This window comes from Agrobacterium tumefaciens (assembly GCA_025559845.1).
Classification (GTDB): Bacteria; Pseudomonadota; Alphaproteobacteria; order Rhizobiales; family Rhizobiaceae; genus Agrobacterium.
The window spans coordinates 366,024-382,889 of record CP048471.1; the positions used below are offsets into that span (position 1 = coordinate 366,024).

The 16,866-nt window shown below is 53.8% G+C and carries 17 protein-coding genes; 7 read left to right on the forward strand and 10 right to left on the reverse strand.

Annotated elements, in window-relative coordinates:
- The first annotated feature begins 198 nt into the window (after window positions 1-198).
- From FY156_29080 to FY156_29090, 3 genes are all read left to right on the forward strand, one after another.
- Entirely contained in the window at window positions 199-555 is a 357-nt protein-coding gene (locus tag FY156_29080) for a hypothetical protein (GenBank protein UXS05579.1), read from the forward strand.
- A 242-nt stretch (window positions 556-797) separates the two neighbouring features.
- Window positions 798-2,198 (forward strand): ArsR family transcriptional regulator, encoded by a 1,401-nt coding sequence (locus FY156_29085; GenBank protein UXS05580.1) that lies wholly within the window; start codon window positions 798-800, stop codon window positions 2,196-2,198.
- A 531-nt stretch (window positions 2,199-2,729) separates the two neighbouring features.
- Window positions 2,730-3,143 (forward strand): hypothetical protein, encoded by a 414-nt coding sequence (locus FY156_29090; protein ID UXS05581.1) that lies wholly within the window; start codon window positions 2,730-2,732, stop codon window positions 3,141-3,143.
- Between the two features lie 105 nt (window positions 3,144-3,248).
- Here FY156_29090 and FY156_29095 read toward each other — a convergent pair whose 3' ends face one another.
- The 6 genes from FY156_29095 to FY156_29120 form a co-directional block, all read right to left on the reverse strand.
- A complete protein-coding gene (locus FY156_29095; protein ID UXS05582.1) occupies window positions 3,249-3,890 on the reverse strand; it encodes a lytic transglycosylase domain-containing protein in 642 nt (213 codons plus the stop codon).
- A 121-nt stretch (window positions 3,891-4,011) separates the two neighbouring features.
- Entirely contained in the window at window positions 4,012-4,788 is a 777-nt protein-coding gene (locus FY156_29100) for a hypothetical protein (GenBank protein UXS05634.1), read from the reverse strand.
- Window positions 4,789-4,884: 96 nt separating this feature from the next.
- Window positions 4,885-6,372: an HlyD family type I secretion periplasmic adaptor subunit gene (locus FY156_29105; GenBank protein ID UXS05583.1), complete on the reverse strand. Its 1,488-nt coding sequence runs from the start codon at window positions 6,370-6,372 to the stop codon at window positions 4,885-4,887.
- A complete protein-coding gene (locus FY156_29110; protein UXS05584.1) occupies window positions 6,369-8,558 on the reverse strand; it encodes a type I secretion system permease/ATPase in 2,190 nt (729 codons plus the stop codon). Before FY156_29110 ends, FY156_29105 begins: the two co-directional genes overlap by 4 nt.
- Window positions 8,559-8,696: 138 nt before the next feature.
- Window positions 8,697-11,564, reverse strand: a complete 2,868-nt coding sequence (locus tag FY156_29115) for a hypothetical protein (protein ID UXS05585.1) — start codon at window positions 11,562-11,564, stop codon at window positions 8,697-8,699.
- A gap of 45 nt (window positions 11,565-11,609) precedes the next feature.
- Window positions 11,610-12,149, reverse strand: coding sequence for a hypothetical protein (locus FY156_29120; protein UXS05276.1), 540 nt, complete (start codon window positions 12,147-12,149; stop codon window positions 11,610-11,612).
- A 104-nt stretch (window positions 12,150-12,253) separates the two neighbouring features.
- Between FY156_29120 and FY156_29125 the strand changes: the two genes are divergently transcribed.
- Together FY156_29125 and FY156_29130 are read left to right on the forward strand one after the other, a co-directional pair.
- Complete coding sequence (locus tag FY156_29125) at window positions 12,254-12,514, forward strand: helix-turn-helix transcriptional regulator (GenBank protein UXS05635.1); 261 nt, start codon at window positions 12,254-12,256, stop codon at window positions 12,512-12,514.
- Between the two features lie 22 nt (window positions 12,515-12,536).
- A complete protein-coding gene (locus tag FY156_29130; protein ID UXS05586.1) occupies window positions 12,537-12,797 on the forward strand; it encodes a helix-turn-helix transcriptional regulator in 261 nt (86 codons plus the stop codon).
- A 25-nt stretch (window positions 12,798-12,822) separates the two neighbouring features.
- On the opposite strand, the gene FY156_29135 is transcribed toward FY156_29130, so the two are convergent.
- A complete protein-coding gene (locus FY156_29135; GenBank protein ID UXS05587.1) occupies window positions 12,823-12,939 on the reverse strand; it encodes a DUF3768 domain-containing protein in 117 nt (38 codons plus the stop codon).
- A 104-nt stretch (window positions 12,940-13,043) separates the two neighbouring features.
- Between FY156_29135 and FY156_29140 the strand changes: the two genes are divergently transcribed.
- Complete coding sequence (locus FY156_29140; protein ID UXS05588.1) at window positions 13,044-13,283, forward strand: helix-turn-helix transcriptional regulator; 240 nt, start codon at window positions 13,044-13,046, stop codon at window positions 13,281-13,283.
- 370 nt (window positions 13,284-13,653) lie between these two features.
- A complete protein-coding gene (locus FY156_29145; protein ID UXS05589.1) occupies window positions 13,654-14,283 on the forward strand; it encodes a hypothetical protein in 630 nt (209 codons plus the stop codon).
- 440 nt (window positions 14,284-14,723) lie between these two features.
- Here FY156_29145 and dsbG read toward each other — a convergent pair whose 3' ends face one another.
- The 3 genes from dsbG to FY156_29160 all read right to left on the reverse strand — a co-directional run bounded on the left by dsbG (window position 14,724) and on the right by FY156_29160 (window position 16,848).
- Window positions 14,724-15,401: a thiol:disulfide interchange protein DsbG gene (gene dsbG, locus FY156_29150; GenBank protein ID UXS05590.1), complete on the reverse strand. Its 678-nt coding sequence runs from the start codon at window positions 15,399-15,401 to the stop codon at window positions 14,724-14,726.
- Between the two features lie 70 nt (window positions 15,402-15,471).
- A complete protein-coding gene (locus FY156_29155; protein UXS05636.1) occupies window positions 15,472-15,915 on the reverse strand; it encodes a thioredoxin domain-containing protein in 444 nt (147 codons plus the stop codon).
- A 588-nt stretch (window positions 15,916-16,503) separates the two neighbouring features.
- The gene (locus FY156_29160) at window positions 16,504-16,848 is read right to left on the reverse strand and encodes a hypothetical protein (protein ID UXS05591.1); all 345 of its coding nucleotides are present in this window, start codon (window positions 16,846-16,848) and stop codon (window positions 16,504-16,506) included.
- Window positions 16,849-16,866 lie beyond the last annotated feature (18 nt).

Sequence of the window (16,866 nt, forward strand, 5' to 3'; positions counted from 1 at the left end):
AACAAGATCCGCAGGCTTTTCGATCGCAGGATCTCCGCGCGGACATCTACTTGCTCATATCCATTTCCCTGATGGGAGTGAGCTGCTTTGGTCATCTTCGCGCAAGGCTTGAACGTCAACAAATCAATGGTCGACCCAATGTCGACCGGAGAGAGGCAAAGCAAATTCTAGATATTTGTATATGGAGATTTTAAACTTATGTCAAGGGAGTTTGACTTTCCCCATGCTGATACCAGCTTCTTTGCGGCCGTGGCGAAGCGCATCCTTTCGAACCCTCTGCCCGACGAAACGGCTTCAAGCCGAATGAAGCAAATCGCGTTCATGGGCGTTCTCTATCAGATTAAAGTCTCTGGTTGTGAGCCAACCATTAACTTAATTATGGACGTCACAGGTTTGCCGAGGGCCAGCATGACGAAATTCATGGAGCCGTTGCTGTTACGTCAGATGATCCGAGAGAGAACGACTTTAAATGTAGTCGGCAAGGGCAGGGCGTATATCTTAGATATACACGAAGATTTCTTGAGTGCGTTGAATCCATTTACGCGGACGTTCTAGACGATCCAGACGAGCTGCTCGTGCTGGTCACGGAAAACACGTGGCAAAAGCTGCCCTTGATTTACCCATATGCGTATAGCATTGTCTTGTGCCAGCGGGTTGGCGATATTCGCAGAAGCGGCTCGCCCTGCAGTCGGCTACCCGCATTTCTGATCAGCTCAAGGAACCGAATGGACAACAGAAAAGGCCCCATTAGCGCTAACTAACGAGGCCTTCCGTCGAAGCTATAAGCTTGAAATGTGATGATCGAACCACCTGAAGAATGTGGCGATCATCGCGACAAACCAATTCGATGTCAAGCGATGACGCTTTCGAGCGAGCGCTTTTCTGTTGCCCTGTTTCAGAAGGAACAAGGCATGCAAGGTATTGATTTGCATCGACATTCCGGGAACCGGCGTGTCACGCTTGCCTCAATGAGGGCATCACAGACCAGCCGAAAGTTTCGAACCGGCGACTTAAACAGCGACCAACTTGTCTCCCGTACGATGGCCCTGCAGGTTGCAAAGCGCGCCGCCTCCGCGATGGGCCTCAAATCGGCTAAACTGGCGCTTATCGACCAGCTATTCGCATTTTCAAAGACGCAGGATTGGATCTCGCCCGGTATTGCGCCTGTTGTCTGGCCTAGCAATGAGCTTCTTGCACGCCAGCTGGGTGTATCAATATCCACCATGAAACATCATCTCAAAGGCCTCGTGGAAGCAGGTCTTGTCTCCTACAGCGACCACCCGACGTTTCAGCGGAAGGGGATCCGCGATGAAGCGGGCAACATCGTAAAAGCATTCGGTATCGATCTGTCGCCGCTCTCGGTCGATTATCATCACCTCTTGGAGATATCCGAAGCAGCTGAGACAGACGCGCGCCGCCGGCACGATCTCAGATATAGGCGAACAGGTCTCCGTCGAGAAATCGATGCGATAATCTACGCCGCTCAAAGACGGCAGGAGATACCGGAGGAAACCTGGGGGATTTTTCAGGTGCGACTATGCGAACTTCGTGATCGAAAACTATCGGATAATCAGGAGCGCGAGATCAATATTGGCGACCTTGAAGCGCTTCGAGCTGAGGTCGAGCAGGCGTTTGAAGCACTTTGTGAAGGCCGAAATATCGATAGCGCGCTAACGAAATTTCGGCCCTTACAAATTACAGCGGACCTTCCCGATCCTGATTCTTGTGAAGCCGTACGGCATTGCACTGTCGTGCAATCTGTGGTCCCGGTCGCCTCCGGCGAATTCGCTTTTGATAAAAAGCGTGAGGAAACCGCCCGGAGCGCGCAAGCGGCCAATCGAGCTGCCGACATTGAGGCTATCTCGATCGCTTTGATCCGCGAAGCTTGCCCCGAAGTAGCCCTGTCGTTTCCTGGTGTATTTGAGCACTGGAGCATTTTGAGACGATCTGGGATCGAGCTTTGCCGCCTGACGTCGATCAATCCGCAGGTGTACCGCGAGGCTCAAGACCATCTTGGTCTTGATTTGGCCGTCACTGCGCTTGCACTTACGGTCGAGCGAACTGTGCGGGGAGAGGTTCTAAACCCGGGCGGGTATCTGCGAACGTTGACGCAACGTGGACGGGATGGTGAATTGCGTTTGAGCAGCTCGCTTTTCGCATTAGCAAGGCAATCGAACCGGCAGGCGAACCTGATTTGAAAAACGGCATCCTCGAGATCGGAGATAGCCGGCGTGCTCGCAAAATCCTGGTGTTCGGCGTTGCATAGATTGATCGCCGGTTCCCCATTGCGGGCTAGTTTACGGTGCGATCCACCAGATCGGCGGCGGAGAATATTGTGTCTAACGGACACCGTTGCCACAGTCTCGGGGTCGATCCCAATCACTCATTTCCAAAAAATTGGCACGTAGTGGCGTATGTTTGGCGCGATCTGCTTGTCTGGTGGTGTCGCCGCAAGTGTGTGCCGAATTGTATGTAGCTAGATGCTACAATACGACTCCGGTCTAAAACTTAAGCCGGCGGGTCGGTTGCCGGGGAAATGACTATTGAAGGCCACTAATCGACAGGGGGAAAATTCTCCACATGGTCCCGGTGTACGACAAGAAGGTGGGTGTGCCCCTCCCATGTGGTGGCAATAAAACAGTAGGCGCGCGACGTCTTGTTCCGGCCAAAGCTGTTCGAGCAGGAGGTAATTTCTTCGCCAGCGATTACCTGCCCTCGGAGGAGAAAAAGTGATTGTTTCTTCCACTGTCGTCACGGAAAATAGGCCGCCCTATAATGAGCTCGTTCCAGACCGGTTTAGTGATCTATTCAGTGCGATTATCGGTTCACGTTTTCCTGGATACACCGGTAGCACCCGTTTACTGCAGGCAGGGTTTGTCGCGGTACTGGCGTCAGAGTTGCAAAAATGCGGCAAGCCAACAGCCAGCTCAATTGCCAAATATACCGGCAACCACCCGAACCAAGTTTCAAATTTGGCGCGCACGCTAAGCGCTCGCGGTGTTATCGATATTCGTCACACGCCATCGCCGATAAGAGGTAAGTCCTCGAAGATTTATGGGTTTCATGCCAACGCTGTATCTGCGCTCAATGAAGCCCATTTGAGAGAGACTGGGCAATTGATCCAAGCCAACTATGTTAAATAATCAGAGCGACCAGACATTCTTCGAGCATTGTCCGGCACCGAGAAGGTTCTTGTGGGTACGTTCCTATCGATCACGCAGGCGCAGGCGGATTTGTCGTATAGCCTCTTACTGCACATAGAGGACAGATCCACCAAGCCATTCGGTATTCAACGGGATATGCTGATTTCTATTGATGGGGGGCGGGGATTCTCGGGCAGCATCGAATGCAAAGGTGCTTTTGGATTTTGTGTCCGCTTGATGCGTTGACCTCGTCCTTCGTTTTCCAATGGATTTGTCGAAACCGTAGTACGTGTTTGTGACGCGCACGGTGTAATTCACCGTCTCAGTGATTGCGGGAATCCCTCCCGCATCAATTATCCGTTGTTCACCGGCGTTATAAGCTGCGGCAATCAACATGATGTTGGCATCGAAAAGGGCAGTCAGATCTTTTATGAAGCTGATACCGCCTCGGATATTTTCTTCCGGATGGCAAATGTCCTTTATGTTGTAGCGTTCCGCAGTCGCCGGGATCAACTGCATGATCCCTCGAGCACCGGCTGAGGAGTTCGTCTTCGATCCAAAGCCCGATTCATGGTGCGCAATCGCAAGAGCCAATTTAACGTCCACACCCTGATGGTTCGCTTCGTTCACTATCAAGGTTTTGACCAGATCCTGTGTAATTGCACCATCAACGCATGTGGGCACGAGCGGAGGCGCCTCTTGCGCGAGGGATGGCAATATCGAAGTGGTGACGATGAAGTTGATCAAGATGCATGTCTTCGCGAACCGAGCGGCCATCAAATATGGTCTCCATGACTTAGCGATAATAGATACATATATACAAATATGAGCCAATCTTGGGCGCAAGTCATGCTATCGCGTTCACGTTTCATTTGATCTGGATGTGAATATGATCGTCATGGCGGGCAGCGCGGCATCCTTGAAACCGAATTACGTTATTGGTCACCCCAAGTGAGTTTCTGAGGTGCGGCTCAATAAGAACTTTTTCCAAGCCGAATTTTTCAACGCCCTTCGTTGCGAGCCAATTAAGGCTGTATGCCATGCGCCGTTCCTCAAGCGGATAAGACGGAAACAGAAACTGCAACCAATCGAGATTCCAGCGCATCGTAACAATGTCATTTCTATCCTGGCAGGGTTGCTCTCCATTTTGAGGCGGCTGTTCAAACGCGAAGTAACCAATCGGCGATCTTGTGACGCGATCCATGAACTGGCCTTCAGCATTTTTGTAATAGAAGGCAATATCGAGTTTGCGCCCATCGGAATGGGACAGGTGTGGCAGCATCGGAAAACCGTCCAGGAACGGAAAATTGCCATCCAGAACCAAAGTAGTCGTTCCCGGAAACGCATCCGCCACGTCATCAGCCAACGTCGTAACGAGGTCAAGCATCGTCGGCCTCACGTAGTTTCGGTTTAGAACACAATAGATTACCGATTGGACGGCAAAGCTATGGTTCTTCTGTCCCATGCAGGGAATAGGGACGCGGCCGAAGACGGGAGCGATCACAGTCGCTGAAGCGGTAGCAGCAAAGTAGATCACCACAAAAACGGCACCCTTCACCAACCCGTGCCGGATCTGCATTTTTGATGCTACGAACACCGATAGCAGATAGGCCAGACCACCTATCTGGGTCAAAGCTGTGAGCATGATGAATATGATGAATTGGCAGATCCGTTGAACTAGCATTGCGCTCTCAGCCGTTCGGAGTTCTCAAATTGGTTTGTTTTCGTTCCTAGTCAGTCGCTACCTCTCGGTCATAGCCTCCGACGATATTTGCGCCAGCGGCGAAAATAGGTACTCAAGGATGCGGCGTTGCCCCGTCTTGATTTCGACAGTGACCGTCATTCCAGGCGCAATCGGCATGTCCTGGCCTTCCACCAGAAGCGCTGTCTCATTCAGCCCAATTGTAATGGGGAACACGAGGTTCTGGACCCGGGGTACGTTGCCAGTCACGATTGTTGCAGCCGAATTTTGAGCGATTGTTGATTCCATCTGCTGGGCATCCGGCTCTGGAACTGCATCTGTAGAAATGCGCTTCAGGAAACCTTCGAGAATGCCGAACCGAGTGAACGGATAGGCCTCCACCTTGATAATGGCTGACTGCCCTTCGCTGACAAATCCAATGTCTTTGTTCGGTAGGAAGGCTTCGATTTCAAGCCGCGCATCGGCGGGAACGATGCGCATCAACTCGGTGTTTGGCGCAATGACCTGGCCAATCGTGGTTACGGAAGATAGTTGAACAGTACCGTCAATTGGCGAACGGATCGAAAGCAGTTCTCGTCGTTTTCTGATTTTTACGAGCTCTTGCACCAGTTCATCGACGCGGTGCTCGGCGTCGACTTTTCGTGTCGCATGGTCGGCGGCAGCTGTGTCGAGAAGCTTGTTCGCTTCGACAACTGATGCATCAAATGCCGCTGACGAAATTCTGTGTTGTGCCTGTCGCTCAATCAAGACCAACAGAGCTTCCTGATGCTGTTGCACTGCGTCGATCACCTCAGCTCGGGATCCCGACGCCTGTTGAACAAGTTTCGAGCGCATTACGACCCTTTCGTTGAGCGTTTCAACGAGTGCCACCTGGGCTTTGGTTGTCTGTACAGACCCATCTAACTCCGCTTTACGCTGGGCCCGTTGCGCTAGCAGACTATCCAGTGACGTTGCGATTGCACGCATCTCGGCTTTGTAAAGAGCTTGCTCGCGTTCACGCACAGCGGTCGGAATGCTTGGTGCAAAGACGAGGGCAGGGGTGATCGATGCGGCTGCCCGATCTCCTTTTGCTCGCGTTTTATATCTGTTGATATTCGCCAACACCGTTGTGCGGCGAACGATCTCGCCTTGCAACGCATGCAACATCCCCGTCTTTGCCCGCTCATCGGCCGCAAGCTCGGTATCATCAAGTTCAACGAGAATATCGCCGGCCTTTACATCAGATCCATTCGTGGCCGCGACGGATTTTGTTTTGCCGCTCTCAAGAGATTGGATGATTTTGACACGACCGACCGGCTGGATTTTTCCCTGAGCTGTGGCGACAATATCGAATTTTCCCAACCAGCCCCACATCAGAGCCATCGTGGCGAGCAGGCATATGAACCACAGCATTGCGAGCCTGACTGGCGAGGCGGGACTTTCGAGAATTTCGAGAGCTGCTGGCAAGAATTCCATATCTGCCCGCTGTCCAGCGCCGGTTTTGATCGTTCCACGAAAGCCACGTCTGGTCTGCGCTTTTGGCGTCATGCTGCATTGCCTCCGCTTTGGAGGTTCCAGAGGTGGGCGTAAAGGCCATTGGCTCTCTCCAGCAACTGATCATGCGAACCTTGCTCGACGATCAAGCCGTCTTTCATGCCAATGATGCGATTGCAGTACCGAACCGTGGCAAGGCGGTGGGCGATGATAATGACGGTACGCCCTCTGACAATCTCACGCATGTTATCAAGGATAAGGCGCTCGCTCTCATAGTCTAGCGCACTGGTCGCCTCATCAAGGATCAGGATCGGCGGATTGGTTGCGAGAGCACGGGCAAGGGCAAGACGCTGGCGTTGGCCACCGGACAGATTGGCTCCACGCTCCTCAATCATCGTGTCATATCCACGCGGAAGCTTGCTGATGAACTCGTCGGCTCCAGACATGCGCGCCATTGTCATCACCGCATCACGCGCCATCGTTGGATCACTGAATGCGATATTCTCATGGACTGTCCGATTGAACAGCATGTTTTCCTGGAGAACCACACCGATGTGGCTTCGCAGCCAGGCCGGATCGGACTGCGCGATATCCTGCCCATCCAGGAAAACCTGCCCACTATCAGGAAGATAGAAGCGCTGGATCAGCTTGGTGAGGGTAGATTTTCCCGAACCGGAAGGTCCGACGATACCGATGACTTCGCCAGGCCGGATCGCGATATTGATGTTGCTGAGGATATTTGGCGAGCCCTGGCAATAGCGGAAATTGACGTCTTTGAATTCGAGCGCACCACGCGGCGCCGGCTTAATAACAGGCGTAGCGGGTCTCGGCTCCTCGGGCGCGTTGAGAATATCGGCTAGCCTCGAAACTGAGATCTGAACCTGCTGAAAATCCTGCCAGAGTTGCGAAAGCCGAAGGATCGGCTGGGAAACTTGACTGGCAATCATGTTGAACGCGACAAGCCCCCCGACTGTGAGCTCTCCGCTAATGACCGCCTGCGCACCGAACAGAAGAAGAGCAGCGCTGGTGACCTTACTGACATATTGGATAGCATTCTGTCCCTTGGCAGCCAGCATCGTTGCCGCGAATGACGATCGTACGTACGCAGCTAAGCGCTCTTCCCATTGGGACGAAACAACGGGCTCCACCGCCGATGCCTTGAGGGTCTGGATTCCAACAACGGTTTCGACCAGCAACTGCTGACTATAAGCGCCCCGGTCGAATTTCTCGTCGATCCGCTCTTTGAGAAATGGCCGGATAAGAACGCCGATCGCGATGTAGAAAGGGATAGAAGCCACAACGATCCATGCGAGCTTCGATGAGTAACAGAAAAGGACGAAGATGAAGACGACGGTAAAAATAAGATCCAGGCCAGAAAAAAGACCTTGCCCGGTCAGGAAATTGCGGATCGTTTCGAGTTCGCGAATACGCGCCACGGTTTGGCCGGCAGCCCGTGTCTCAAAGTAGCTCAGCGGCAGCCTCATCATGTGCCGGAAAAGTCGCTGTCCTAGTTCTACGTCGATACGGTTTGTCGTGTGTGAAAGCGCATATGTTCGCAAATATTGAAGCACGACATCAAACAGGCCGATCGCTGCGAGACCGACAACCAAGACAATCAGGGTGGAGTAACTGCGATGGGCAAGGACCTTGTCGACCACCACTTGAAAAAACAATGGAGTGACCAGCGCAAACAGCTGGACGAAGAGCGACGCAATCAGCACGTGCCCGAAAGCTTTTCTGTATCTGAACAGAGATGGCAAAAACCAGCGGAAACCGAACGGGGCTGAAGAAGCACCAGGACCAGCAAACCGGCGTTGCACAAGAATGAATGTTCCGTTGCTTGCCTCGAGCAACTTTTCGGCAGGAATTTCCGTTGCACTCAACTCTACAGGGTCGGCAACGCGGCATATTCCGGCCTTTGTGACATTGCCAAGCACCGCGAACTTTCCGCACGGAAAACACACCATGGCGGGAAGGGGGAGTCTTTCCAAACGCTTCACACCATTGATCTTGACGGTGCGTGATTTGAGACCAATGGATTTTGCCGCGCGATGCAGGTCATCCAACGATGAATGAACTCGAAGCGCCAATTCTCTCGAGATCATGCGTGGCTGTGCAGAAATCCGATAGTGTGCGGCGATAGCACAGAGTGCGTTGAGGCCGCTATCGACCGCTTCACTGGCACCCTGTTTTTTGTTATCCGCCGCCCCGGCCTGGTCTGCACTCAGTATTGCATCCATCTGTTTTACGATCACCTAAACAGCACGAAACAGGGCACACGTAGTCGCCATTCCGAGGCTTGCGTCTGATAAAAAAGGGAGAAGCGTAGAGGAGGGCGGCCACACCCGGGCCACCCTCGACTGGAGTTTTGGTTTTCTCTACCCGAACGCCGATGGCCGGTATGCCAGCGTGACGTCTCCAATCAGTAGGGACGATCCATCGGTCTTTTGCGCCGTGCCGGTGCCGGTGATCGCCGACCCATCGGCAAATACCTTCGAGCCATCCGGGGACGGGATGAGATTGATGAGCTTGATCCCGAGATCATCCAATGTTTGGAGTTCACTGTCCTCAGCCACACCATTCTGGTTCGCGTCCTGCCAGATCCGGAATTCGCTCCAGCGAGCATCGCGGTTATCGAGCACGTTGTCTTTGTTGGTGTCGAAGGCAAAACGCAGGCCCTCAAGATCCGTGACAGGACGTCCCGTGTCGTCGATTCCCAGAGCCTTCAGTTCTGCCTGACGTTCATCCTCGGTTTTCCAAAGCGCAAACGCAATCTCGGGAGCCTGATTGATTTGCTTGTCAGGTCCGGCAGTACCATCTGCGGCGAGATCAATGGCAAGGAGGCCGTCGTCAGGTCCAACCCAGGCTGTCGGATCCTGAGTGCCATCACCGTTCCAGTCAAATGCCGGACCGATGCTGGCAGCTTCGGCAGCCTCGGTACCACCGCCGGGATGGTGATCCCGTACTGATGCGATCGATTTTGCATCATCTGCAAGCGGACGAATATCGAGGCCGTTGTCGTTGTTGAGGTCGAGCACAACGGGCACGCCGAACCACGTACGGCTGGGCGGCAGCGAAGGCCGATGCGCTGGAGTGGGCGCACCGGGAGCGGGGCGCCGGCCACCCCCCGAACCAGGGATCCGGATTGAGGCCATCTCCCGCTGCAGGCGGTCGGCTTCAGCCTGTCTGCGCGCCTGATCAGCCGCAGCCTGGCGCCTGCGCTCCTCAGCCTCACGCCGGGACTGCTCCTGCATTTGCCGCTGACGCTCCTGTGCGTCGCGCAGGTTCTGTTCGCGTTGCCGCCTTGCCTCGTCAGCACGCCGGCGCTGTTCGTCGGCGGCCTGTTGTGCCGCTTCGGCAGCCGCCTTTGCGGCGGCCTCTTGAGCGGCCCGCTCAGCCTTAAGACGGTCCGTCTCCGCCTTGGTGTCCGCTTGTTTGTCTGGTGCGTCGTTATCAACATACGGCACGCCTGGCACGTCGTCTTCAGGTGGTTCCGCGTCTATGCAAATGGGTGAGAGAAGCGTAGATCCATCAGCGAGCGATGCTGCGCCTGGCACGCCAGAGCATTGATTGTTTGGCTGAGTGGCTGGTATCTCTGCTTTGTGGTCAGTCTTCTTTTCCAGTCCAATTAACGGACCTTGTTTATCCATGAAACCGCCGCGATCAGAGCCCAGCGTTCCTGGGGGTATACCCACCTTTGGTCGACCGCGACCGGGCTGTCCGGGCACTGGCTGTTCGGCATCACCTTTTTCCGCCGGCTTATCCTCATCAGCGAAGATCGTCTCACTGGCCACCATGTCGTTGAAGGTGCCCTGGTTGTACATTACCTCGAAAGCAACATCTTGGAGCTTCTTCAAAAGCGCTTCTTGGTCTGCGTCTCTTTTTGCCTGGTCCGCCTGCGCCTGTAGGCGACGCTCCTCCGCCTCCTGCTGTTTTTTTGTCACCTTCTCCTGAGCAGGGGTGCCACCGAGTAGGGAGCCCAAGCCACCCAAAATCCCGCCCGTCAATGACCCGACACCATCCAAAAGCGACCCTACCACATGGAGGAGGTTCGGCCCTTGAGTATCCTGCGTCTTTGTATCGAAGTTTGCAGCCGTCGATGACAATCGCTGGGATGCATCGCCTTGATTAGACACTTCCGCGTTCCGCTGCTGCTCTGCCCACTCTTGGCCTCTCTTGGCGTCTCCAACTGCCGCCTCAGTCTGTTTTACCTCTGCCTCAGCTTGTGCGAGCGGGGCTTCCTGCTTCTGGCGGTCAGCCTTAGAATCGAATGTGATATTTCCTGAGGCGTCGTGGCGCTGCTCTCGCACCACCTCGCCCTGCAGATTGAATGTCGAAGTTGTGCGCGATTTATCTGCAAGGAAGTTAACTTCGGAAATTCGGCGTCGTTGTGAATCCTCGTAAACTAACTTATCTTGTCTGCTTCCGTCCGGCACAAAAGTGAACGCCTTTCGAGTTCCATCCGCGTATTCGACAGTGATCGTGCCACCTTGAGCCGAGACGATTTCTTTAAAGCTCGGAGCATGAGCCGGCTTTATGCCCACCATCTCGTTGAATGCATCGCCGATGGTTTCGGCGATCCGCCGGGCAGTTTGACCTAACGAAACCCATTGGTCGGAATTTTCCGGAGAAGGTGTAGCTCCAGGATTATGCAGCCCGTTGTGAGAGCCTGGTGCACTACGCGAGACACCGGTGTCATCCACCTGCTTGAGGGGAGGAAGCCCCGCGTCCTTTATCACCTCATCAACGATGCTGTTGCTGTTCTGGGTCAGAGGGCGATATTCGTAGTTTTTCTCGAGATGTTTTGCCATTGCATCTCGCATCCCCTTAAAGGTCTGGCTCAAATCCTCGCCAATGGCGATGGTTTCTTCTGGGAGGCCGGCGTAGGGATCAGTGTCGAGGTTGCCAACATTTTCCGGAAGAATTGCGTCCGGAGCTTGCATTTGTAATCGCCCGAATTCGGAATCGCTTCTGTTTCTGCCAGTCGACAGCAATTCCTCATTCAGAAACCGCAAAGCCTTGCCGAAGGATTGACTGCTGCGATGTTCTGGAACACCTTCGATGACAAAACGCTGACCGGTTTTATCGATGTAGTTGATCGCCTTGTGGTGACCAAGGATGAGTTTTTCTCCAAACAACTGTTCGGATCTGGGGGATGCTGTCGCGTTTGAATAGGTTACGAAAATGCGCTCTTTCGACGGCCCCTGTTTTGGAGCGTCTTCCTGCGGCAAGGTTTCCTGCGCCATGCTATTACCCTTCCATCATGTGTGATTGATTGAGGCCAAGAAATTCTACTTGTCGCGCCGTCCCCACTGCCCATCGACGATACCGCGATCAAAATCGAGACGCACATGGGCATCCTCTTTCGGGTAGTACATGCCCGTGAAAAGCTTGTTGCCTTTTTCAGCCCAGGTGAAATGGGATTTGGCCCCTTGAGGGTGCTCAAAAACGACGACGTAGGTACGCGCACCTTGATCGGAACTGCTTAACGCATAAAATTTCTTGAAGTACGTCGATCCCCTCGCCATGTTCTCGAACGTCTCCGGGCTGCAGGCAAAGGGCAAATGATCGCGGTAGAATGGCTGCAGGTCAGACACGCTGCCCTCTGGACTTTCCTCAAACCGCTTTTCCATATGAGCAAGGATTGCCGAAAAGCGTACAGCGCAATTGGATTCGTTACTGTCTTTCGTTTGTGGCTGAGCCATGCCACCAGCCCCGGCGCTACCGGTTGCCTGGTCTTCCGGGAGGCCGCTTCCCGCGGTGACTGCATAGGATTGCGGCAACACCAATGATCCGAGGAAGAGTCCAAAAATTCCAACTGCGAATTTCATAACACCCCCAAATGGATGCCAATTCGGCAACCGCACCCGTTTATGCGAAATATGTGGTATATATTCGATGGATTAATACTTGGCAAGATGGTCGCCATGCCGCGATGGAACATCGTGCACGCATCGGATGGAATCTCAGGAAGGTCAGGGCTTCCAAAGGCGTTACGCAAGAGAACCTTGCTGTGGACGCTGGCGTTGATCGAACGACGATAAGCGGCATTGAAAGAGGCGAGTTCAACGCCTCTGTTGATCTTCTCGCTCGCCTCGCCGAAGCGCTCGCTATCGATATTTCTGTTTTCTTCGAAGTGCCTGTTGAGGCTGCACCTCCGGAACCGCTGAAAGCGGGTCGCAAACGCGGCCGGTAACTCGGAACACCGGTGGTTATGGATGTTCGCAACAATCGGATGGAACTTACGGCGCCTCCGCGTCGACAAAGGACTCTCACAAGAGCGGCTAGCGCTAAAAGCTGGCACCGACCGGTCATATTTGGGGCGGGTCGAACGAGGTGTGGAAAACGTCACTATTTCGACGTTAGACGCTATATCCCTTACACTCAGCGTGCATGTAGCCGAACTTTTTGCGGCTGTTGACGATAAGTCAGCACCACCCAAGCCTTTAAGGGCAGGGCGAAAGCCGAAGGCTGGGTGACATCTCGCAATTGATGTCGCCATGCTCAATACTCATCCGCCCGAATGATGGTGATTACTCGGCAGGTCACATCATTATCCCTTAGGTCTGATAAGCCGAATTGCTGGTCGAGGTCATAAAAGTCGATCTTCCAAGAGAACATTGGTACTCCCGTTTCAAACTGTCGGCTGCAGTATAACCGATTTTGGGGTATCCGAAAATAGGTTTTAATGGGGATGGCATCTTTCTTTTTGATAGGCGCCTAACTTGTCCTCTTTCGCACCAGAGATTTATCGGCGGATTATCGCGCAGCTAATTGCCGCGAGAAAGGATGCTGGCCTCACACAGGCCGATATCGGACAACGTATTGGCCAGCGTCAAACGGTCATCTCGAAGATCGAAACAGCCGAACGAAGGATAGATGTTGCGGAGTTTATAGAACTCTCCAAAGCAATCGGCCTAGATCCTGTGGATGTCGTTCGAGAGATAGCGAGAGCAAAACCCTGACTTCGGCGCAGTCCGCGCTCGAGCCTGACCGGCGAATTACGATCCGGGATTAGCGGAGGCGCACGTGTCACCAACGACCGTAGCTCCTGCCGCTTTCATTAATCGATGCAATGCCGCTAGCCGAGTTCCGGTAGTCACGTGCACGAAGAGGTGACTCGCACGGAACGGGGTTGCCCAAAAGAAACTCTTCAAGCGTCTCTCCAGCAAACGGATGGGTCCTTTCTTAGCGCACGGCAGCATATGCGCCCAAGCGCTTCGTCGATCGTGTAATGGAAATTGCCTGTTTTGGCACGATCTCGAAAGTCCAGTGAGTTGGGAACAGAAGCTCTTACGAGGGGTTCATGCCGGTATGAAACTGGAGGAAAATCTCATGACGAGAGTATCCAACACGGGCGTAGGCAGCGCAAACAGCACCTGCTCGAAAACCAAGCTCACGGCCTTATTCGACAGCCGCTCAGATGCAGAGAAAGCATTTCATCGCTTGAAGAATGTCGAGGTTTCGGAAGTTCGGCTCATTCCAGGATTTGATGCTGACGATGCGGAACGCACCCCAGATAGACAGGGCCTGTGGGGAAAACTGGAAGATTGGTTATCAGACGAGGATCGGGCGATTTATACCGAAGGCTTGAGACGCGGGGGCTATTTCGTTTCCGTCGAGGTAGGCAATGACAATTACGATTTAGCACATGCGATATTGGATGACGAAGGAACTGTCGATCTTGAGGAGAGAATGCATGTCTGGCGGACAGAAGGATGGGACGAGAAAGGCTTAAGTCAGAAGATCAAGACAACGAGCCATGGTTCAACCCCGGCAACTCCCGAAGAAAATCGACGTCAACAAAATGAGGGCGAACGCGGGGATGTATTTGCGGCCGAGAAGACGTCCAAGCAAGTAGAGCAGTATGCGCGACGACTTGATGTATCGTCTCGCCGGGTCCGCTCCTACGACCTACTGACCTCAGAGTTTGCGGACGATCCGTATTCGCGGGACGACATCTGACCTACCGTACATCGCCTTTCGGTAGACGAAGGTGGAGATAATGCGCGGCAAACACCCGAACAACCTCAGGACTTGGATCACCTCCGACGAGCGCAGAACCTCAAAGGTCGGTGAGACCATCGGCGGACGTCGCCGAAGTCAGGGTTTTGCTCTCGCTACCTCTCGAACAAAATCCACAGGGTCTAGACCGATTGCTTTGGAGAGTTCCATAAACTCTGCAACATCTGGCCTTCGAGGCGCAGTTCGTTAAACGTCAAATAGTAAGTCTGTCTTGAAGCGCGCGCGCAAATCTTGAATGGAACACAGGAGATGTTAGCGCTCCTATCTTGGGCCTAGGATCATTTCGAGTGCAGGGCCCTGAGGCATCCCAGAGACTGTCCCAATTGAACCATCCGGCTTCTTGAAGACAATTGCTGGTGTTCCACCAAACCCAAGCTCCGTCATGAGGTTGGCATTACTTTCCAGCTTTGCCGTAGTCTCGGCATTGACTGACGACAAAGGCGCGATCCCACATGCTTGTGCTTCAACTCGTTTTCGGTCAGTGCCATTGTTGGTGTGTCGGCCTCCAGAATTGCTGCTGCCTTAGCAGCGGAGTCCGGCCTGATGACACCAACCATGATGTGCCTCAACTGCACTTTGCCGCTTTCCACCCAGGGCCGCGCGGCCTGCCAGAACTTGTTGCAATATGGGCAGTTAGGGTCTGTGAAGGTGTATACGACGTGTATGGCGTCGTCCTTGCCGTCGGCAACCCATGTTGCATTCTGGAGCTCGTTCCAACCGGCTTCGAGAATTGGCTTCTCAACGATTTCTTTTAACTGAGCCGTGGCCATGTCCTGACCATTGGCATCGACAAGAGTTCCGAAGACAACATGCTCATTGTCCGGGGTGAGGTAGATTGCCAAGGGCTGTGCACCGGCTTTTGCCGCAAATGCTCTTAGCCCTCCGGGGACTTTCATTTCTCCGAGGATCTTGATGCCCTGGTTCTCAATCGAGCGGAGGATTTGAGGGAGATCCTGCGCGGCGGTATCGGCCCCTTGAGCGCCTGAGCCGCCTGGAAACACCGTGCTCAGGAGAAGGGCTGCAAGCGGCAGATGACGGGGAGGAGTTTTAAAGGACATTGGAGTTGCTTCCTCGGCTTTTATTAGGCTCTACAGGTGAAACAGAGGGGCGTGTGGGAGGATCGGGACTTCAGGTCCTGGCGCGCTTGATGGCATCCTTCAATCCCTTTTCGTCGAGCACGCCTGGATAGATAGTCTTGCCTATGACGAATGACGGCGTACCGACGAAGTTGAAGCTAAGTGCTTGGCCGTAATTCCGGTCAAGCAGCCCGGAGATCTTGCTATTATTGCTGTTTATCGCGGCAGCAATCTCCGGCATCGTCAATCCGGCTCCGCTCAGAGCTTTTTCGACATCCTCCTCTGATAGACGGCCTTTTGTCTTCATAAGGGCTTCCATGGCGATTTCGTACTTACCAATCTGGGCGGCCTCGAGCACCGCTTGCGCGGCTAAGATCGAAGCGCCACCAAAGATCGGCCAGTCTTTCAGCACTAGCCTGACATCACTGAGGGCACCGGCAAGCGGTGCTGTTACGCAAGGACCAATAAGCATGGCCGAGCAGAAACCAAGAACCATCGCCCCCGGGATGGTGCCAGCACTATTGCCGGTTCTTGCAAATCTGGCTGAAACTGCTGCCGGCAATTGAATATGAAAGAGACCGAAATTCGAAAGGGCAAGAACGACGAACAAGATGGCAATGGTACCAGTCGCGTAAGTCGACTGCAGGGCGATCTGCAGGTTCTGCCCTGACCATGCCGCGACAACGCCTAACAGGCCAAACGCGGATGCAAGCGCCAGGATATACGACAGTGAAAGTGTGAGGCCGCGTTGGGCCGTCAACCGTTCTCCTTCCCGTGAAAGCATGGCTGCAACGATAGGGTACATTGGAAAGACGCAGGGCGTGAAGGCGAGAAGCAGACCGAATCCGAGAAAACCGGAGAGAAGCAGAACCAGACCGCCATCATCCATCATCGCGTCGACGGATGTTCTGTCATGATCATTCGCCATCAGGAAAGCTCCCGGCCGTGTGATCGTGGACAAATCCGACGAAGCCCGATCAATGGGGGTGAACTCGGTTTTCGAGAACAGGTTTTCACCGGAAACTGTCAAGGTCGCCATGTGAACGGCCTTCGTCGTCGGCGGATAACAGAGCCCCTCATCCTGTCACCCCTGATAGGTAACGCGGAATATGTCAGGTGCGTCCGTGATCTTAGCTTTGGCGGTAGAGTAATAGATCTCGGTCGAGCCGAAATTCGGGTCGTCCTTCACCTTGCCAGGTGGTGTCGTGATCTGCAGCTTGTTGCCAGCCTGATCTTCTACTCCGAGATAGTCGCGATAGAGATAATAGCCATCCGCTATGGTCCAACTGAGAATGGCGCCACCGTTCTCGGCACGTTCGGCCTTCACCTGAAAAGCCCGATCCATGTCGAGGGGCGATTCCATCGTTGCGGCGGGCAGAGCAAGCTTGACAACCGCCAACATCGCAATTGTGAACGCCAAGACGCGCATTCAGGCTTCCTTTCGTAT